Below are 19,545 nucleotides of genomic sequence, written 5' to 3' on the forward strand. Positions count from 1 at the left end.
CCTCACGGGCACCGCATTGCACGGTGCCTCGATGAGGCTTGCCGCTTTAGATCACCACACCCTGGCTACGCAGGTAGTCGTCATAGGTGCCGCTGAAGTCGACCACTCCATCGGCCGACAGCTCGATGATCCGCGTGGCCAGCGACGACACGAACTCACGGTCATGGCTGACGAACAGCAGGGTGCCTGGATAGTTCTCCAGCGCCAGGTTCAGCGCTTCGATCGATTCCATGTCCAGGTGGTTGGTCGGTTCGTCCATCACCAGCACGTTGGGCTTTTGCAGGGTCAGCTTGCCGAACAGCATGCGGCCCTGTTCACCCCCGGAAATCACCTTCACCGACTTGAGGATCTCGTCGTTGGAGAACAGCATGCGCCCCAGCGTGCCGCGAATCACCTGCTCGCCGCTGGTCCACTGGCCCATCCAGTCGAACAGGGTGACGTCGTCTTCGAAGTCGTGGGCGTGGTCCTGGGCGTAGTAGCCGACCTCGGCGCTGTCGGTCCACTTGACCGAGCCTGCATCGGGCTGCAGCTCGCCGACCAGGGTGCGCAGCAAGGTGGTCTTGCCGATGCCGTTGGGGCCGATGATCGCTACGCGCTCGCCGGCTTCGACGGTAATGTCGAAGTTCTTGAACAGCACCTTGTCGTCGAAGGCCTTGGCCATCTTTTCCACGACCACGGCCTGGCGGTGCAGCTTCTTGGTCTGCTCGAAGCGGATGAACGGGCTGACCCGGCTCGACGGCTTGACCTCGGCCAGCTGGATCTTGTCGATCTGCTTGGCGCGCGAAGTGGCCTGCTTGGCCTTGGAGGCGTTGGCCGAGAAGCGGCTGACGAAGGTCTGCAGCTCGGCGATCTGGGCTTTCTTCTTGGCGTTGTCCGACAGCAACTGCTCGCGCGCCTGGGTGGCGGCGGTCATGTACTCGTCATAGTTGCCCGGGAACAGGCGCAGCTCGCCGTAGTCCAGGTCGGCCATGTGGGTGCAGACGCTGTTGAGGAAGTGACGGTCGTGGGAAATGATCACCATGGTGCTGTTGCGTGCGGTGAGCACGTTTTCCAGCCAGCGGATGGTGTTGATGTCCAGGTGGTTGGTCGGTTCGTCGAGCAGCAGCACGTCCGGATCGGAGAACAGCGCCTGTGCCAGCAGCACCCGCAGTTTCCAGCCTGGCGCCACTTCGCTCATCGGCCCGAAGTGTTGCTCCAGCGGAATGCCCAGGCCCAGCAGCAGCTCGCCGGCGCGCGATTCGGCGGTGTAGCCGTCCATCTCGGCGAATTCGGTTTCAAGCTCGGCGACGGCCATGCCGTCCTCTTCGGTCATTTCCGGCAGCGAGTAGATACGGTCGCGTTCGGCCTTGACCTTCCACAGTTGGCCGTGGCCCATGATCACCGTGTCGATGACGCTGAACTGCTCGTAGGCGAACTGGTCCTGGCGCAGCTTGCCCAGGCGGGTGTTGGGCTCGAGCATGACCTGGCCGGCGGATGGCTCCAGGTCGCCACCGAGGATCTTCATGAAGGTCGACTTGCCGCAGCCGTTGGCCCCGATCAGGCCGTAGCGGTTGCCGTTGTTGAATTTGACCGAGACGTTCTCGAAGAGCGGCTTGGAGCCGAACTGCATCGTGATATTGGCTGTAGAAATCAAGTACTTGTCCTGCGGGAATGTATGGCGCAGCCCTCAGGCACAGGGTTGCGAAGCTGAGGCGGGTATCGCGCTGGCGGCGGTCACGGATGTTCAGCGCATCGAGCGCTGATTTGAAGCGGCGCAGTGTAACACTTGGCTCGTTGATCCACAGCCCATCTTTGTTCTGTTGGCAAACAAAAGGACGGGCTGCGGGAAATGTCGAACGACCTCAAACGGCATAGCCATCAATGACCTGCAATCGCTTTCAAGGCCGCAACCGCCGCATCGTTACCCTGCGACTCGCTGATCATCAGCGCGGTATTGCCCCTGGCATCCCTGTGCTGCGGGTCGGCACCGTGCCGTACCAGCTCGGCAAGGATGTCGAGGCGGCCGAACAGGGCCGCGAACGAAAGTGCAGTCTGGCCATCGTTGTTGCTTGCATCGATAGGGCACAGGTCGATCAAGCGCCGGGCAATGGCCATTTCACCTTTGAACAGCGCCCCCATCAGCGCGGTGTTGCCATTGTTGTCGGCAAGGCAGGGGTCAGCATGGGACCGCAACAGGGCGTTCACTTCGTCGAGGTCGCCGTGGTAGGTCGCCAGGATCAGCGCGGTATGGCCTCGGCTGGTCTGGCTGTCGATCGGATATCCAGCCTGGAGCAGCGCATCGGTGATGTCGATGCGCCCGGCGCGCGCGGCATCGAACCACTGGCTGTCATACAGGTGCGGATCGACGCGCTGGACACCGACCTGCACTTGGAACTGTTCGGTATTGGCAGGTAGCCACAGGCCGGGAACGAACAGGTGCAAGACCCGGTATCCAATCACCAGAAGCAGCAGCACCGCGGCGGCGGCGAGGCTGGTCTTGATTCGTGCAATGCTCATCGGGACTCTCCCGCAAGCCTGCGCCATCACGCAGCGCAGGCTTGCCACTCACAGGCTGATCAGTTCGCCAATGCCTTGGCGGCGGTGTCCACGCGCTTGATATCGGCATGGGTGGCCTTGGCCAGGCGAGTGCCGTAGTCCGGGTCGGCCTTGTAGAAGTACGAGAGCATCGCGTACTTGTTGCTTTCGTTTGTCACATGGTTCAGGTCGCCACTGAGGGCTTCGATCAGCAGCCCCTTTTCCTTGGAGGAGAGGGCGCGGTAATACTCGCCAGCCTGCAGGAAGTTCGCCTGTTTCTTGATTGCCAACTGCTGGGTGACGCCACTGACCGGGGTGCTGGCGTACTTGTATTGCGGGTCCTGCGGGATTTCGGCGATACCGGAAGGCTCGTAGTTGACCTCGCCCTTGCGACCGCTGCTGTTCATCGCGCCGTCCTGCGAGTTGTTGCTCACCTTGTTACGCGGCTGGTTGACCGGAATCTGCTGATAGTTGGCGCCCAGGCGGTACATCTGGGTGTCGGCGTAGGCGAACAGGCGGCCTTGCAGCATGCGGTCCTCGGAGGCCTCGATACCTGGCACCAGGCGGGAGGGGGCAAACGCGGACTCTTCAGTGGACTCGAAGTAGTTGTCCGGAACCTTGTTCAAGGTCATGGTGCCGACCTTGCGCTCGGCCACGCCTGTCCAGACCTTGGTGTCATCCAGTGCATTGAACGCGAAATGGCCAAGTTCCGAGGGCTTGAGCACCTGGACGTACAGGTCCCACTTGGGGAAGTCGCCTTTGTTGATCGCGCCGTACAGGTCGTTGGTCATCATGTTCGGGTCCTTGCCGATGGACTCGCTGATCTGCCCAGGCTCCAGGCTGTGCAGACCTTGCTGGGTCTTCCAGGCGAACTTGACGTAGTGCACCTCGCCTTGGGCGTTGACGAACTTGAAGGCATGCACCGCCGAGCCGTTCATGTGCCGGTAGGAGTCCGGCATGCCTTCGAGCGAGTACATGTGGGTCAGCATGTTGGTCGCTTCGGGGCTGTGGGCGAAGAAGTCGAAGGCCAGGTTGGGGTCCTGCACACCGGTGACAGCACTGGGCTTGTTGGCATGAACGAAGTCCGGGAACTTGATGGCGTCACGGATGAAGAACACCGGCACGTTGATGCCAACCATGTCCCAGTTGCCCTGGGTGGTATAGAACTTGACGGCGAAGCCCCGCGGATCACGGGCTTGCTCAGGGGAGCCGCGATACCCCATCACGGTGCTGAAGCGCACGAAGACCGGGGTGCTCGTGCCGCTCTTGAATACTTCGGCGCGGGTCAGGTCGGTGATGTCGGCGGTGGGTTCGAACGTGCCGTAGGCACCGGTGCCACGCGCATGAACCACGCGTTCGGGGATTCGCTCGCGATCGAAACGCTGAAGTTTTTCGATCAGGTGGGCATCTTGCAGAAGTACCGGGCCATCGGCACCTGCTGTCTGAGAGTTCTGGTTATCGCCTACCGGTGCACCCGAATCGCGAGTGAATTCATTGGCCGCGAATGCACTGACAGTCAAACTGGTAAATAACAGGCACAGGGGAAGTCTCAAGCGTGAATGACGCATACAACGATCCTTCTTTTTTTGATTGGAATCAAAATGATGAATCGCTGCGCAGAACGTGCACCAATATAAGCTTTCAATTGTATTAATAGTGCTAAATCATTGGGTTGCCGAAGGGCGGGAGTCGCATGTTAGTGTCGGGAAGTTTTCGGTATTTTTTATGGGTTGGATAGTTGTGACCCCTGTCGCACTTTGCAGTTTAGGGTTTCATGCGTATTTAATTGACAGTGCATGACAAGTTCGTATGCGGGGCAGATATATACGGACTTGCCATGCTTCTGGGTTTATCTGATCAGACCGTCGGTGCCGGATTTCAAACCGTCCGTGGAGATGGACTAGAACCCGACAGACCCTAGTTAGCTTCTTTCACCGCACTGAGAAACGCACGCGTACGCTCCTGTTGCGGATGCTCGAAGACCTGCGCTGGTGTGCCCTGTTCGTGGATCTGCCCCTTGTAGAAGAAGCACACGCGATCAGCGAACTCCCGCGCGAAGCCCATCTGGTGAGTGACCATCAGCATCGTCAGGTTGTGCTCGGCGCCGAGCTTGCGGATCACGTTGAGCACTTCACCGCACAACTCAGGATCGAGCGCCGAAGTCACTTCGTCGAACAGCATGACCTTCGGCCGCATCGCCAAAGCCCGCGCAATCGCCACCCGCTGCTGCTGTCCACCGGACAACTGCGAAGGGTAGTGCCCCAGCTTGCTGCCCAGCCCCACCAGCTCCAGCAGATCCGCTGCTCGCTCACGGGCTTCGGCAGGCTTCATGCCCAGCACCTGCACCGGCGCCTCGATGACGTTCTGCAACGCGGTCATGTGCGGGAACAGGTTGAAACTCTGGAACACCATGCCGATCTTGCCGCGCACGCGACGGATATGCCGGTCATTGGCTGGCACCAACACGCCATTACGGTTGGGCATGTGGGTCAGCAGGTCGTCTTCGATGCGGATCACCCCGTCATCGATGCCTTCCAGGGTCATCAGCACCCGCAACAACGTGGATTTTCCCGAGCCGCTGGGGCCGATGATCGCGACTTTCTCGCCCGGCGTGACATCCAGGTTCAAGTGGTCGAGCACCGTGAAGTTGCCATAACTCTTGGTGACGTCCTGGAAGCTGACGATCGGCTGTACTGCCTTCGGTTGATGCATGGCCGTGGCCTCCTGCAAATGCAGCGGTGTCAGATTGCCGTGCCGGGAAAGGTCGTGGGAAGTTGAGAGTGGAGAAGTCATTAGCGTAGCTCCAGGCGCAGTTCGAGGCGCCGTACCAGATAAGCCAGGGCGATGCTCAGGGCGAGGAAAAACAGGCCGACCATGGTGATCGGTTCCAGGTATCGGAAGTTCTCGGAGCCGATGTTCTTGGCCTGCTGCATGATTTCCACCACGGTAATGGCCGACAGCACCGGTGTGTCCTTGAGCATCGCCACCAGATAGTTGCCCAGTGGCGGCAGAATCGGCCGCAGGGCCTGGGGCAGGATGATGTTGCGGTAGGCGCTGTACGGCGCGATGTTCAGTGCGGTGACGGCTTCCCATTGCGCCCGTGGCACCGCATCCAGCCCACCGCGGTAAACCTCTGCGATGTAGCAGGCGTAATGCACGCCGATGCCGATGATCCCTACTTGCATGGCGGTCATGCTCACCCCGTAGTTGGGCAGCACGTAGTAGAGGAAATACACCTGGATCAGCAGCGGCGTGCTGCGGATGAACTCGATCGTCCCGGCGATCGGCCACGACAGCCAGTACAGGCGGCTGCGTCGGCCGATGGCGAGGAACAGCCCCAGCACGATGGCGATGAGGAAGCCGATCAGGGTAATGCCCACGGTGTTGAGCGAGGCGCGCAGCAGATCGGGCAGGATCTGCCAGGCATACGTCCAGTCGAACAGATTCATGACAGGCCTCCACGCATCCGGCCGCGTGCCAGGCGACGCTCAATTGCGCGCATGCCGAGGTTTATCGCCTGGGCGAGGATGAAATACATCACCAGTGCCAGGCTGAAAATTTCCAGGGTCTGGAAGGTAGCCTGATCCAGTTGCCGAGCGCGGAAACTCAGGTCGGACAGGGTAATCAGCGACACCAGCGAGGTGTTTTTCAGCAGCTCGATCAGCAGGTTGGTGCCGGGGGGAATCGCGGCCAGCAGTGCCTGGGGCAGAATGATCCGGCGAAAGCGCTTGTAGGCACTGAAGTTCAACGCGGTCGCCGCTTCGTATTGACCCTTGGCCACGGAGCTGATCGCACCGCGCATCACCTCCGCACCGTAAGCGCCGATGTGCAGACCAAGTCCGACAATCGCCACGGCGTAGGGGCTCAGCTCCAGGTTGAACGGCGGCAGCGGCAACACGAAAAACAGCCAGAACAGTTGCACCAGCAACGAAGTACCGCGAAACACTTCGATGTAAGTGACAGAGAACCAGCTCACCAGCCGCCACGGCGACATGCGCCCGAGCGCCGCAAGAATGGCCGCGACAATCGCGAGCAGCGAACCGAAGAACGTCACCTGGATAGTGACCCAGGCGCCCTGTATCAACAGCGGAAGTAACTCACCCATGGTTCAGCATCCCGATTAAGCAGGGAAATAGGCATCGCGCCATGGCAGCGCCATGCCTGTTTCGACTATTGAGCGCAGAGCTCTGCAGCCGTTTTGCTTGTCACGTTGGATTTGTCGAAACCGAACGGTGCGACCGTCTTGAGGTGCTCTTCGGAGCCCAGCCACTTTTTCAGTTCGGCGTTGACCGCATCGCGCAGGTCCTTGTCTTCCGGGCGGAAGGCGAGGGCGCCGTAGCCGGTGTGCGACGGATCGTCCTTGAACTCGGTGACCGCTTCGACCTTTTCACCGCCCTTGGCGGCCAGGCCCTTCATGGTCAGTTGGGTGCCCACGGCGGCATCGGCGCGACCGGCGCGCACGGCTTGCAACTGGGCAGTGGTGTCCGGTACCTGGAGGATCTGAGCCTCTTTCACGCCGGAGTCCCGGGCATATTTCAGGTTCACGGTACCGGCCATGATCGCCAGTTTCACCTCCGGATTCTTCACGATGTCTTCATAGCTGTGCAGATTCTTCGGGTTGCCTTTGGCGGTCAGAAGCGCATCGGGCAGTTGGTATTGCGGGTCGGTGAAAATCACCTGTTTGCAGCGTTCCGGAGTGATGTACATACCGGCGGCAATCACATCGAAACGCCCGGCACGCAGGCCCGGGATCAGGGAGCCCCATTCGGTCAACACGCCGTCGACCTGTTTGATGCCCATCTTGGCGAAGATGGCCTTGGCAATTTCCGGCGATTCACCGGTGACCCGGCCGTCGGTTTCGGTGAAGGCGAACGGGGTTTCGTTGGCGTAGCCGATCCGGATTTTGCTGTTTTTGGTGATGGTTTCCAGCGTCGTGGCGGCGTGGGCGCTGGCGGCGAGGCCGAACATTGCGCACGCCACGAACAGGTGGCGTAAACCATAAGACTTGCGGGGGAAGGAATTGCTCATCGATAAAATCTCCTGTTTCTTGTGGACCCGTCGATGACGGCTCTGTGTTAGGAGGCAGTGTGACAAGAGCAAAGCGCACGAAAGCTGATACCAGGGCTTGGGCACTGCAGCCGTACAGATCGATTGGTTTTATTTTTCGGGCTTGCCGAGAAGTCCGGGCATCGACCTTGGAACGAGCATACAAAAGCCCTACACGACATTGCATTGCACTAGGACAATTGCTTTGCACGGATTCTCGCGGGATGCTGTCGGCACTGGGGAACACGCGGGTTCTACGCCGATGGACAAGTGGAAAGCAGCACTGGAAATCGCCCGCAGCGGCGAGTCGAAATACAAGATTCTGGTTCAGGCGATTGCCGACGACATCGAACAGGGCTTGTTGGCCAACGATCAACGCCTGCCTGCGCAGCGCAATGTGGCCGATGCCATGGGCATCAGCGTGCAGACCGTGACCAATGCCTACAAGGAGCTTGAGCGCCAGGGCCTGGTGCGTTGTGAAGTAGGGCGCGGCAGCTTCGTTTCGCGGCGCATGAGCGACCGGGTCGCGACTTACATTCTCGATAGCCCCGAACGAGCGCTGGTGGATTTTTCCATAGCACGCATCCTTCATACCCGCGAGCACGACCAGGTCTGGCGCGATACCTGCCGGGAGCTCAGCACCGAGGAAGATCAGCCGTGGATTCACGCCTTTCGCCCCATCGCCGGGTTCGAATCCCACCGCGAGGCGGCCATGCAATGGATCGGCCGCCTGGGCCTGCGGGTCGAACGTGACGACATCCTGATCACCAACGGCGCAGCCCATGCGATCTTCCTCGCCCTGGCCTCACTGGCCGGGCCCGACGATGTGGTGTTGTGCGAAGGCAGAACCGATCATGGCGTCATCGGCAATTCCCAAGTGCTGGGGTTCACCCTCAAGGGGCTCGAAATGGACCGCCACGGCATCGATCCCGAGCACTTCGAAGACATGTGCAGCAATGAGCGCATCACTGCGCTGGTGTGCACGCCGAACCTGAACAACCCCACCACCACGCTGATGCCGGACAGTCGCCGCCGGGAGATCGCGGGGATTGCCCGGCGCTTCGGCGTGCACATCATCGAGGACGATGTGTACGGCTCGTTGCTCGAAGAGCGCCACGCTCCGCCGATCAGTCATTACCTGCCGGAGCTGTCCTTCTACTGCACCAGCATGACCAAGTCGGTGCTGACCGGTTTACGCGTGGGTTATCTGGTCATGCCCAAGCGCCTGGCACTGCGTACCGAGAGCATCCTGCGGGTCAACAGCTGGATGGGCACGCCGATGGTCTCGGAGATTGCCACGCGCTGGATTCGCGATGGTCGCGCCGACACGCTGCTGCGCTTGCAGCGCCAGTTGCTTTCGGTGCGTCAGGCGATGGTCACCGAACACCTGGGTGAGTTCGTCCTGGGCCAACATCCCCATGCCTTGAATGCCTGGGTCGGTATCCCGCCGCACTGGGAGGTCGACAGCCTCGTGCGGGCCCTGCGCCATCGGCATATTGCCGTCACGCCACCTGACCCGTTCACCGTGCGTGGCACGCCCAGGGCACGGGCGGTGAGGGTGTGTGTTAGTGCCGAATGCAGCGACGAGGACGCGCGCGAAGCCTTGATCAACATGCGTGAAATCTTTGGTCAGTACCCGCGTATCCATGACTTTTGAGCGGGAAAAAAGGACGCCGAAAAAATTGTCCTGAATTGACCTAGTACATTCAGCGCGACAATCCTGGCCTCTTAGACTGCGCCCAATACCTCATCGGGACGCGGTCATGCCAACGCCACAGCTCAACGATATCTACCTCGCCCGCCAGCGTATCGAAGCGCTGGTGCGACGCACGCCCATGGAGCATTCGCCCAGCCTGTCTCGGCTGTTGGGCGTGCCGGTCTACCTCAAGCTCGAGTCCCAGCAGATCACCGGCAGCTTCAAGTTGCGCGGTGCGAGCAATGCCGTGGCGCAACTCAGTGCTGAAGAAAAACAACGAGGTGTTGTGGCGGCGTCGACCGGTAATCACGGTCGCGCATTGGCTTACGCGGCTTCCCGCCAGGGCGTGAAGGCGACGATCTGCCTGTCGCAACGGGTACCGGCAAACAAGGTGCGGGCGATTCGCGATCTTGGGGCCCACGTATGCATCGTCGGCAACTCCCAGGATGACGCCCAGCGCGAAGCCGAGCGCCTTGCCGCCGAGCAGGGTGCGATCCTGCTGCCGCCGTTCGATCATCCGGCGATCATCGCCGGCCAGGGCACGTTGGGGCTGGAGATCCTCGAGCAGCGACCGGACGTCGCCCAGGTCCTGGTGCCGTTGTCCGGCGGTGGTCTGTTCGCCGGCGTGGCGCTGGCGCTGAAAACCGCCAACCCGCAGATCGTCGCCCACGGCATCAGCATGCAGCGTGGCGCGGCGATGCACGCCAGCCTCGCAGCCGGCCATCCGCTGGAAGTCGAAGAGCTGCCGACGCTGGCCGATTCCCTCGGCGGCGGTATCGGTCTGGACAACCAATACACCTTCAGCATGACCCGCGACACCTGCGATCACCTGCATTTGCTCAGCGAAACCTCCATCGCCAACGCCATCCGCCACGCCTATCGCGAAGAGCGCCAGGTGCTGGAAGGCGCGGCTGCTGTGGGAATCGCCGCGCTGCTCGAAGGCCTGATCGAGCCTCGTGGCCCTGTCGTGGTGGTGATCAGTGGACGCAACGTCGACACCGATCAGCACCTGCGGGTACTTGCCGGAGCCGAGGCATGAAACCGAACAATAACGACGTCATGGGAGCGCCCGTTGATGAGTGAAATCACCCTGCTGAGCGAAGCCGATCTGCGCGCCTGTGTGGCGCTTGATCTGCCCAGTATCGAAGCCGTCGAGCAGGCCTTCGTGCTGCTGGCCACCGCCGCCGTGGCGATGCCACCGATCCTGCGTCTGGACATCCCCGAGCACAACGGCGAAGTGGACGTGAAGACCGCCTACCTGCCGGGGCTGGAGCGCTTTGCGATCAAGGTCAGCCCGGGCTTTTTCGACAACCCGAAACTCGGCCTGCCCAGCCTCAACGGCATGATGATGCTGTTGTCGGCGCGCACCGGTCTGCTGGATGCCTTGTTGCTGGATAACGGTTACCTGACGGCGGTACGTACGGCCGCTGCCGGGGCGGTGGCGGCGCGGGCATTGTCGCGATCGGACAGCCGCAGCGTGGCGCTGATCGGCGCTGGCGAGCAAGCTGCGTTGCAGTTGCAGGCCCTGCGCCTGGTGCGCCCCATCGACAACGTGCGGGTGTGGGCGCGGGACTTGGCCAAGGCGCAGGCCTTCAGCGTGGAATTGACCCGTGACACCGGTCTGGCGGTCAAGCCCTGCGCCACCCTCGACGAAGCCATGGTCGAGGTGGATATCGCCATCACCTGCACGCCAAGTCGCGAGCCGTTGATCGATGTGCGCCATCTGCATCCCGGTCTGCACATCACCGCTATGGGCTCGGATGCCGAGCACAAGAACGAAATCTCCCCACAGGTGCTGGCACAGGTCGACCGCTACGTGGCCGATCGACTGAGCCAGACCCGCATCCTCGGCGAGTTGCATCACGCCCTCGCGGCGGGCGTCGTCAGCGACGAGTCGAACTTCGCCGAATTGGGCCAGGTGCTGGCCGGTCAACGCCCCGGTCGCACGGACGCCTCGCAGGTCACCCTGTGCGACCTCACCGGCACCGGCGCCCAGGATACCGCCATGGCCAATCTCGCGTTCGAGCGAGCGCGCTCGGCGGGCAAGGGCGTCCAGTTCGGCAGCTAAGGGTTTTTTTGTCCGCGCGTCATTTACCCCGCTTCATCTACAAGAGGGCAGGTGCATGTCTCAGAGAGTCGTCAATCTCCCGTTCAGCCGGGAGGAATACGCCCAGCGGCTGGCCAAGGTGCGAGTGGCCATGCAGGCCCAGGGCATCGAGCTGTTGCTGGTCACCGATCCGTCGAACATGGCGTGGCTGACCGGCTACGACGGTTGGTCGTTTTATGTTCACCAGTGCGTGCTGCTGGCGATGGATGGCGAGCCGGTCTGGTTCGGCCGCGGCCAGGACGCCAACGGCGCCAGGCGAACGGTGTTCATGCAGCAGGACAACATCGTCGGTTACCCGGACATCTACGTGCAGTCCCGGGAGCGGCATCCCATGGACTACCTGTCGCGGGAAGTGATCGCTGCCCGTGGTTGGGACGCGCTGACCATCGGTGTCGAAATGGATAACTACTATTTCAGCGCCGCAGCCTTCCTGTCGTTGCAGAAACATCTGCCCAAGGCCCGGCTGATCGATGCGGCCGGGTTGGTGAACTGGCAGCGGGCAGTCAAGTCGCCGCAGGAAATCGCCTACATGCGCATTGCCGCACGCATCGTGGAAAACATGCACGGGCGGATCCTTGAACGGATCGAACCGGGCCTGCGCAAGAACGAATTGGTGGCCGAAATCTACAGCAGCGGCATCCAGGGTGCCGATGGCCATGGCGGTGATTATCCAGCCATCGTGCCCTTGTTGCCGACCGGTGCCGACGCCAGTGCGCCGCACCTGACCTGGGATGATTCGCCGTTCGAAAAGGGCGCGGGGACCTTCTTCGAGATTGCCGGTTGCTACAAGCGTTACCACTGCCCGCTGTCGCGCACGGTATTCCTGGGCAAGCCGCCGCAGCATTTCCTCGAGGGCGAGAAAGCCGTGGTCGAAGGCATCGCCGCCGGCCTGGAAGCGGCCAAGCCGGGCAACACCACCGGTGACATCGCCGTAGCGTTCTTCAAGGTGCTGGAGAAATTCGGCATCCACAAGGACAGCCGTTGTGGCTACCCGATCGGTATCAGTTATCCGCCGGATTGGGGCGAGCGCACCATGAGCCTGCGTCCTGGCGACACCAGCGTGTTGCAACCGGGCATGACCTTCCACTTCATGCCGGGCCTGTGGATGGACGATTGGGGCCTGGAAATCACCGAAAGTATTCTGATCACCGACACCGGTGTCGAAACCCTGTGCAACGTGCCACGCCAACTGTTCGTGAAGGATTGAGCCAATGAGCGATCTGCCTGCCAACCCGATCAGCGCCACGGTGGATTTGTGCCGTGAAGGCGTGCAGCACGGGTTTCTCAAGTTGCCGTATTCGCGGGATGATTCTGCCTGGGGCGCGGTAATGATTCCGATCACGGTGATCGCGCGGGGTGAGGGGCCGACGGCGCTGCTCACCGGTGGCAACCACGGTGACGAATACGAAGGTCCGGTGGCCCTGAGCAAGCTGGCTCAGGGCCTGGCGGCCGCCGAGGTCAGCGGGCGGGTCATCATCATTCCGTTCATGAACACACCCGCGTTCCGTGCCGGGCGACGCACGTCGCCCATCGACAGGGGCAACCTCAACCGCAGTTTTCCCGGCAAGCCGGACGGCACGGTGACCGAGAAAATCGCCGACTATTTCACCCGAACTTTGCTGCCTCTGGCGGACTTCGTGCTGGACATTCATTCCGGCGGGCGCACCCTGGATTTCCTGCCATTCGCCGCCTGCCATGTGCTGCCGGACAAACAGCAGCAGGCGCGATGTGAGGCGGGCATGCGCGCGTTCAATGCGCCATACAGCATGCGGATGCTGGAGCTGGATGCCGGGGCGATGTACGACACGGCTGCCGAGTCTCAGGGCAAGGTCTTCGTCACCACGGAACTGGGCGGTGGCGGTTCCTCCACCGCGCGCAGTGTGGCGATTGCCGAGCGCGGCGTGCGTAACTTGCTGGTGCATGCGGGGATTCTTCAGGGCGAGGTGCAGAGGGGGCCGTCGGTCATGCTCGACATGCCGGACGGTGATTGCTTCATCGCCAGCGAACACGACGGCCTGCTGGAAATGTGTCGCGACCTGGGCGACAGCGTGGACAAGGGCGAAGTCATCGCCCGGGTCCACGACGCCACCCGCAGCGGCGTGGCCCCGGTGGAGTATCGTGCTGCGCGCGGCGGCCTGCTGGCGGCGCGGCATTTTCCGGGGTTGGTGCAGTGTGGCGATACCCTTGCCGTGATCGCGGACATACTGGAGTAATACACTGTCCCCGCCCAGTGGCAGCCTCGCTGCCACTGGGTTGATTTCTTCAGGGGTTGCCATTCACTCAGGAGCTTCTTGGCCCATGCACAAACTCGATCGCTATGACCTGAAAATCCTGCGGATCCTCGCTGGCGACGGGCGTATCACCAAGTCGAGCCTGGCCGAGGCGATCAACCTGTCGGTGACCCCGGCCTGGGAGCGCGTGCGCAAGCTCGAAACCCTCGGCCTGATCAAGGGTTACCGCGCGCAGATCGATTGGGGCGCGGTGTTCAAGAGCCAGCAAGTACTGGTGGAAATCACCCTGGCCCGACACACCGCGCAGGACATGCGGCGCTTCGAACAGCGGATGAACGACGCGCCGGAAGTGGCGTTCTGTTACGCCACCGGTGGCGGTGTGGATTACATGGCGATGATCCAGGCGCCTGACATTGATCACTACCAGCGATTCATCGATCAGTTGCTGCTCGATGACCTGGGGATCGAGCGGTACTTCACCTACATCGTCACCAAGACCATCAAGACGGCCGGCGCCTTGCCTGCGGAGTTGTCTCAGGACTACTGAAACCTGCAACACGGGGGATAGCCCCACCGCAAAAACCTCCGAATCATCCCGCTCAATCAGAAAAAACCACCTGCACACCCCCCTGCAAACCGCAATTCCCCGACGCCTCGCTGCCCTAGCATGAACTCCACGCACACGGTTCGGAGTGAATGCCATGACCTACAAACATCCCCTGCTGTTCAAAGCCCTCTGCTACGTCGATGGCCATTGGTTGCACAGCGACAGTGGCAACAGCATCGCCGTGCACAACCCGGCTGATCAGAAACTGATCGGCCATGTGCCGATGCTCGATCAACCGCAGATCGTCGCCGCCGTGGATGCCGCGCACCGGGCATTTGCCGACTGGCGTGAGCAGAGCCTGGAGACTCGCGGGACAATTCTTCGGCGCTGGGCGGCGTTGATCCTGGAACATCAGGAAGACCTGGCGCGGATTCTCAGCCTGGAGCAGGGCAAGTCCCTGGCCGAATCCCGGGGTGAAATCGCCTACGCTGCGAGCTTCATTCCGTGGTTCGCCGAAGAAGCCCGGCGCCTCTATGGACAGAACATTCCCAGCCACATTCCCGGCGCTCATCTGGGTACGGTCAAGGAACCGGTCGGCGTTTGTGCACTGCTGACACCGTGGAATTTCCCCTCGGCCATGATCACCCGCAAAGCCGCTGCCGCATTGGCCGCCGGTTGCACCGTGGTCGTCAAGCCGGCCCACGAAACCCCTTACTCGGCATTCGCCCTGGCGCAACTCGCGGAAGAGGCCGGGTTCCCCGCCGGGGTCTTCAACGTGGTGCTGGGTGAACCACAGATGGCCATGCAAACCCTGGTGCAGGACACCCGCGTGCGCTCGGTGAGCTTCACCGGTTCCACCCGCGTCGGCAAGTTGGTCCTGCAAGCGGCTGCTCATGACGTGAAGAAAGTCTCGCTGGAACTGGGGGGCAACGCGCCGTTCATTGTCTGCGCCGATGCCGATCTGCAACGGGCGGTGAAAGTCGCGGTGGCCGCCAAGTTCCAGACTTCCGGCCAGGATTGCTGCGCCGCCAACCGGATCATGGTCGAGCGTTCGGTCTACCCGGCGTTTCTCGAACGCTTTGCCGAGGCCGTGCGTGAGCTACGGGTCGGTCCGGCGATGATCGGCGAGCGGGAGCAACAGGTGGAGGTGGGCCCGTTGATGCACCAGGGCGCCTTAAATGTGACTGCCGAGCGCGTGGCCGATGCGCTGCAACAGGGTGCGCAACGGTTGGTGGGCGGCGAAGCCCATGCCCTCGGCGGGCTGTTCTACCAGCCCACGGTGCTGGCCGACGTCACGCCGCAAATGCGCATTTACCGTGAAGAGAACTTCGCGCCGATTGCCGGGGTGATGCCGTTCGACACCCTCGACCAGGCCATCGAGATGGCCAACGACACCGAGTACGGTCTGGCGGCCTACATTTGCTCGAATCGCCTGGATCTGATCTACCCGCTGATCCGTCGACTCGACCACGCCATGGTCGCGGTCAACGGCGTCAAGTTCACCGGCCATCCGATCCCGTTCGGTGGCATGAAAGCCTCAGGGCTGGGCCGTGAAGGCGGCACCGAGGGCTTCGAAGCCTTTGTCGAAACCAAATACTTTTGCTTGCACCATCAAGGCCAGTTCTAAGGCCCGTTCCCAGGAGATAGCCATGAACCAAGAATTCGACCCGCTGTTCGAACAAGACCGTGCCCACTTCATGCACCCCTCCACCCACGCCCACGACCATGCCAGCGGTGCGCTCAAGGGGCGCATCATCACGGGCGCATCGGGCATCCGCATCCGCGACCACGAAGGCCGCGAATTGATCGACGCCTTTGCCGGCCTGTACTGCGTCAACATCGGCTACGGCCGCACCGAAGTGGCGGACGCCATCTACAAGCAGGCCAAGGAGTTGGCGTACTACCACACCTACGTCGGCCACTCGACCGAGGCGATCATCGAACTGTCGAGCCGCATCATCGACTGGGCGCCGGAAGGGATGAAAAAGGTCTATTACGGCCTTTCCGGTTCCGACGCCAACGAAACCCAGATCAAACTGGTGCGTTACTACAACAATGTACTGGGTCGGCCGCAGAAGAAGAAAATCATCTCTCGTGACCGTGGTTATCACGGCTCGGGCATCATGACCGGCAGCCTGACCGGCCTGCCGAGCTTCCATCAGCATTTCGACCTGCCGGCCGAGGGCATCAAGCACACCGTGTGCCCACACTGGTATCGCAAGGCACCCACCGGCATGGATGAAGCGGCCTTCGTGCGTTATTGCGCCGACGAGCTGGAAAAGATGATTCTGGCCGAAGGCCCCGACACTGTGGCCGCGTTCATCGGCGAGCCATTGATGGGCACCGGTGGCATCATCGTTCCTCCGGCAGGCTACTGGGCGGCCATTCAGGCGGTGCTGAACAAATACGACGTGCTGCTGATCGCCGACGAAGTGGTCTGCGCCTTCGGTCGCCTGGGGGCGAAGATGGGCAGCCAGCGTTATGGCATGCGTCCGGACCTGATCACCACGGCCAAAGGCCTGACCAGCGCCTATGCGCCGCTTTCGGCGGTGATCGTCGGCGAAAAAGTCTGGGATGTGATCGAGAAAGCCTCCGAGTCCCACGGCCCGATGGGGCATGGCTGGACCTACTCCGGGCATCCGATTTGTGCGGCGGCGGCCCTGGCCAACCTCGACATCCTGGAGCGGGAAAACCTCACGGCAAATGCCGACAAAGTGGGTGCCTATCTCAACCGCCGGATGCGCGAAACCCTGGAAGGTCATCCGTTGGTGGGTGAAGTGCGCGGCGAAGGCATGCTTGCGGCCGTCGAATTCATGGCCGACCGTGAACAGCGCACGCCCTTCGATGCGGCCTTGAAGGTCGGCCCGAAAGTCTCGGCGGCCTGCCTTGAGCACGGCATGATCGCCCGGGCTATGCCCCATGGCGACATCCTCGGCTTCGCCCCGCCATTGATTCTCACCGAGGCTGAAGCGGACTTGATTGTGAACATCACCAAGGGTGCCATTGATCAAGTGGCCAATGAGCTGTTGGGCTAAATCCTAGGGTGAACATACAAACCCGCCCATGGAGTGATGGGCGGGTTTTTTGCGCGCGTCGAGATAAGGGGGCGGGGAGATGATGTGGGCGCTATAGGTTTTGACGAGATTCACAATTTTGTGCGCTTTCTGCCGGAAGGACCTGCGTTTTAACAAACGCATCCGTCTGGCGCCCCACAGGTCTTGCTCGGTGAACACGATCCGGTTGTCGTCGAGGTGGACGGTCAGTGTCGCTTGCTGCGAATCAGCAACCTCGAAACCCGGGGGCTCGCGATAATGCGCCCGCGTTTTCTGCAGGCCATTGCAACGCAACAGGGGGCTCAGCGGCGTGGTGTTCTCCGGATGGCGGGACAGGAGTTGGGCGATAGTCGCGCCTTGCTCAATGGGACGAAACATATACGGGTGAGCCAGAGGGGGCGGGCAGTGCATAGGTTGCCTTCATCCAGTCGATCTCGGCCTGGGGCGTACGGCCGAAGAAGCGCTTGAACTCGCGGCTGAACTGCGAGGGGCTCTCGTAGCCGACGCTGAAGGCGGCTGCCGATGCGCTCAGGGCGTCGTGCAACATCAGCAGGCGTGCCTGGTGCAGGCGGGCCGACTTCAGGTACTGGATGGGCGAAGTGTTGGTCACGCTACGAAAGTGCCGATGGAAACTGGGCACGCTCATGCTGGCCTCGCGGGCCAACGACTCTACGTCCAGATGCTCCCGGTAGCGGCTGTGAATGGTGCGCAGGGCGCGGGTCACCTTGGCGAAATGGCCGTGCCGACCCAACGCCGCCCGCAGCGAGCCGCCCTGCGCGCCAGAGAGGATGCGGTAGTAGATTTCACGCACCAGCGCCGGGCCGAGGATCTGTGCGTCGCTGGCGACGGTCATGGCTTCAAGAAAGCGCAGTGTGGTGACCTGCAGCGCATCGTCCATGGGGGAGGCGTACATGCCCTGCGGCGGTTCGCTGCTGCTGCCCAGCAGTTCATCCACTTGCAGGGTCAGCTCGCTGGCCAGCTGCAGGTCCAGGCGTATGTAGATGGCCAGCATCGGCTCGCGTTCGCTGGCATCGGTTTCCATGGTGAAGGGCACGGGAACCGACACCACCAGGTAGTGCCGAGCGTCGTACACATATACCTGGTCACCCAGGTAGCCGCGCTTGCAGCCTTGGCAGAGGATGACGATGCCGGGCTCGTAGAGCACCGGCACATGGCTCAACGGCCGGTTCGAGCGCAGGAAGCGCACGTCTTGCAGCGCGCTGAGGTTATAGCCTTCCACCGGCGCGAGCTGCGTGAGCAACTGCACCATGCGCGCGCTGCGGGTGTCGGTCCGTGTCACTGCCCGGTCCTCTGCCTGGCGCTCAACCATCGGTCGAGCAGGTCAGGTCTTGCCATTGATCGATCTCCTTGCTCATGCGCTGCAGCTTGTCGCGCACCAGGCCCAGTGCGTCGCTGCCCAGCAACAGGTGGTCGGGCGGGCTGGGGCTGGCGATGACCTGCAGGATCGCCTGGGCGGCCTTGCGCGGATCGCCCAGCTGTTTGCCGCTCTTGTCCTGGCGCGCCTTGCGAATCGGGTCGAAGCTCTGGTCATAGTCGGCGATGCTGCGCGGCGAACGCTGCATGGAGCGACCGGCCCAGTCGGTACGGAACGAGCCCGGCGCCACTGCGGTAACGGCGATGCCAAACGGGCGAAGTTCCTGGCTCAGGGTATCGGAAATGCCTTCCAGTGCGAACTTGCTGGAGCAATAGTAGGCGATGCCCGGCATCGTGATGGTGCCGCCCATGGAGGTGATGTTGATGATGTGCCCGGCCCGGCGCTCTCGAAAATACGGCACGAAGGCCTTGGTGATGGCCACGGCGCCAAACACGTTGACCTCGAACTGGCGGCGCATCTCCTCCAGTGGCGATTCCTCGAAGATGCCTTCGTGGCCGTAGCCTGCGTTGTTCACCAACACATCAATGGGGCCGTGAAGCGCCTGCACCTGTGCAACCACCGCGTCTATGCGGGCGAAGTCGGTGACATCGAGGATCACCGCGTGAGCGCGTTCGCTGTCCAGGGTCTGAAATGCCGTCAGTGCGCCGTCGTTGCGCACGGTGCCGATGACGCGATGGCCTGCAGCAAGCGCGGCCTGGGCCAGGGCACTGCCAAAACCACTGCTGACGCCGGTAATAAAGAGAGTCTTGCTGTCACTCATGATCGCGATCCTGTGTGTGGAGTACGCGAGCATGCTAGGTGGATTGGCTGATCGTCCCTATGCCGGGGGCTCTTGAAACCTTGCCCATTTCTATCAGAAGCGAGCGTGGTCATCCTGCGAGGGATGCTGCAGGCAAAGAAAAGCCCGCTGGGGAGGGCGGGCGAAGTATTTCACGGATGTAGGGTGACTGTGCCA

The 19,545-nt window shown here is 61.8% G+C and carries 18 protein-coding genes and 1 pseudogene; 8 read left to right on the top strand and 11 right to left on the bottom strand.

Annotated features, from left to right (window positions below):
* Window positions 1-46 precede the first annotated feature (46 nt).
* From F6X62_RS11770 to ehuB, 8 genes and pseudogenes are all read right to left on the bottom strand, one after another.
* Window positions 47-1,633, bottom strand: coding sequence for an ABC-F family ATPase (locus F6X62_RS11770; RefSeq protein ID WP_054891347.1), 1,587 nt, complete (start codon window positions 1,631-1,633; stop codon window positions 47-49).
* 34 nt (window positions 1,634-1,667) lie between these two features.
* Window positions 1,668-1,784: pseudogene (locus F6X62_RS25645) on the bottom strand (integrase); the annotation flags it as partial.
* Window positions 1,785-1,857: 73 nt separating this feature from the next.
* Window positions 1,858-2,496 carry an ankyrin repeat domain-containing protein gene (locus tag F6X62_RS11775; RefSeq protein ID WP_153773590.1) on the bottom strand — a complete coding sequence of 213 codons (639 nt, stop codon included), beginning with the start codon at window positions 2,494-2,496 and terminating at the stop codon, window positions 1,858-1,860.
* A gap of 59 nt (window positions 2,497-2,555) precedes the next feature.
* Window positions 2,556-4,082, bottom strand: coding sequence for a catalase (locus F6X62_RS11780; RefSeq protein WP_153773591.1), 1,527 nt, complete (start codon window positions 4,080-4,082; stop codon window positions 2,556-2,558).
* Between the two features lie 349 nt (window positions 4,083-4,431).
* On the bottom strand, window positions 4,432-5,226 hold the full coding sequence (gene ehuA, locus F6X62_RS11785; RefSeq protein WP_153773592.1) for an ectoine/hydroxyectoine ABC transporter ATP-binding protein EhuA: 795 nt from the start codon (window positions 5,224-5,226) through the stop codon (window positions 4,432-4,434).
* Between the two features lie 80 nt (window positions 5,227-5,306).
* Window positions 5,307-5,963 (bottom strand): ectoine/hydroxyectoine ABC transporter permease subunit EhuD, encoded by a 657-nt coding sequence (gene ehuD / locus F6X62_RS11790; RefSeq protein ID WP_065862854.1) that lies wholly within the window; start codon window positions 5,961-5,963, stop codon window positions 5,307-5,309.
* A complete protein-coding gene (gene ehuC, locus F6X62_RS11795; RefSeq protein ID WP_063544843.1) occupies window positions 5,960-6,619 on the bottom strand; it encodes an ectoine/hydroxyectoine ABC transporter permease subunit EhuC in 660 nt (219 codons plus the stop codon). The genes ehuD and ehuC overlap by 4 nt, the downstream gene beginning before the upstream one ends.
* A 65-nt stretch (window positions 6,620-6,684) precedes the next feature.
* Window positions 6,685-7,542: an ectoine/hydroxyectoine ABC transporter substrate-binding protein EhuB gene (gene ehuB, locus F6X62_RS11800; protein WP_153773897.1), complete on the bottom strand. Its 858-nt coding sequence runs from the start codon at window positions 7,540-7,542 to the stop codon at window positions 6,685-6,687.
* Window positions 7,543-7,822: 280 nt separating this feature from the next.
* Between ehuB and F6X62_RS11805 the strand changes: the two genes are divergently transcribed.
* The 8 genes from F6X62_RS11805 (at window position 7,823) to F6X62_RS11840 (ending at window position 17,176) form a co-directional block, all read left to right on the top strand.
* On the top strand, window positions 7,823-9,217 hold the full coding sequence (locus tag F6X62_RS11805) for a PLP-dependent aminotransferase family protein (RefSeq protein WP_153773593.1): 1,395 nt from the start codon (window positions 7,823-7,825) through the stop codon (window positions 9,215-9,217).
* 106 nt (window positions 9,218-9,323) lie between these two features.
* A complete protein-coding gene (gene eutB / locus F6X62_RS11810; protein ID WP_153773594.1) occupies window positions 9,324-10,295 on the top strand; it encodes a hydroxyectoine utilization dehydratase EutB in 972 nt (323 codons plus the stop codon).
* 36 nt (window positions 10,296-10,331) lie between these two features.
* Window positions 10,332-11,324, top strand: a complete 993-nt coding sequence (gene eutC, locus F6X62_RS11815; RefSeq protein WP_125929849.1) for an ectoine utilization protein EutC — start codon at window positions 10,332-10,334, stop codon at window positions 11,322-11,324.
* Window positions 11,325-11,379: 55 nt separating this feature from the next.
* Window positions 11,380-12,570 (top strand): ectoine hydrolase DoeA, encoded by a 1,191-nt coding sequence (gene doeA, locus F6X62_RS11820; RefSeq protein WP_153773595.1) that lies wholly within the window; start codon window positions 11,380-11,382, stop codon window positions 12,568-12,570.
* A 4-nt stretch (window positions 12,571-12,574) separates the two neighbouring features.
* A complete protein-coding gene (gene doeB / locus F6X62_RS11825) occupies window positions 12,575-13,576 on the top strand; it encodes a N(2)-acetyl-L-2,4-diaminobutanoate deacetylase DoeB (RefSeq protein ID WP_054891359.1) in 1,002 nt (333 codons plus the stop codon).
* A gap of 85 nt (window positions 13,577-13,661) precedes the next feature.
* The gene (locus tag F6X62_RS11830; RefSeq protein WP_065862861.1) at window positions 13,662-14,141 is read left to right on the top strand and encodes an Lrp/AsnC family transcriptional regulator; all 480 of its coding nucleotides are present in this window, start codon (window positions 13,662-13,664) and stop codon (window positions 14,139-14,141) included.
* 154 nt (window positions 14,142-14,295) lie between these two features.
* Window positions 14,296-15,768 carry an NAD-dependent succinate-semialdehyde dehydrogenase gene (locus F6X62_RS11835; RefSeq protein ID WP_153773596.1) on the top strand — a complete coding sequence of 491 codons (1,473 nt, stop codon included), beginning with the start codon at window positions 14,296-14,298 and terminating at the stop codon, window positions 15,766-15,768.
* A 22-nt stretch (window positions 15,769-15,790) separates the two neighbouring features.
* Entirely contained in the window at window positions 15,791-17,176 is a 1,386-nt protein-coding gene (locus F6X62_RS11840; protein ID WP_153773597.1) for an aspartate aminotransferase family protein, read from the top strand.
* Between the two features lie 3 nt (window positions 17,177-17,179).
* On the opposite strand, the gene F6X62_RS11845 is transcribed toward F6X62_RS11840, so the two are convergent.
* Genes F6X62_RS11845 through F6X62_RS11855 form a run of 3 tightly spaced genes read right to left on the bottom strand, consistent with a single transcriptional unit; the run spans window position 17,180 to window position 19,350 of the window.
* A complete protein-coding gene (locus F6X62_RS11845) occupies window positions 17,180-17,572 on the bottom strand; it encodes a hypothetical protein (protein WP_153773598.1) in 393 nt (130 codons plus the stop codon).
* The gene (locus F6X62_RS11850) at window positions 17,556-18,464 is read right to left on the bottom strand and encodes an AraC family transcriptional regulator (protein WP_178117554.1); all 909 of its coding nucleotides are present in this window, start codon (window positions 18,462-18,464) and stop codon (window positions 17,556-17,558) included. Before F6X62_RS11850 ends, F6X62_RS11845 begins: the two co-directional genes overlap by 17 nt.
* 52 nt (window positions 18,465-18,516) lie before the next feature.
* On the bottom strand, window positions 18,517-19,350 hold the full coding sequence (locus tag F6X62_RS11855) for an oxidoreductase (protein WP_153773600.1): 834 nt from the start codon (window positions 19,348-19,350) through the stop codon (window positions 18,517-18,519).
* Window positions 19,351-19,545 lie beyond the last annotated feature (195 nt).

It is taken from the genome of Pseudomonas sp. MNR3A, from assembly GCF_009650575.1.
Lineage (GTDB): Bacteria > Pseudomonadota > Gammaproteobacteria > Pseudomonadales > Pseudomonadaceae > Aquipseudomonas > Aquipseudomonas machongensis.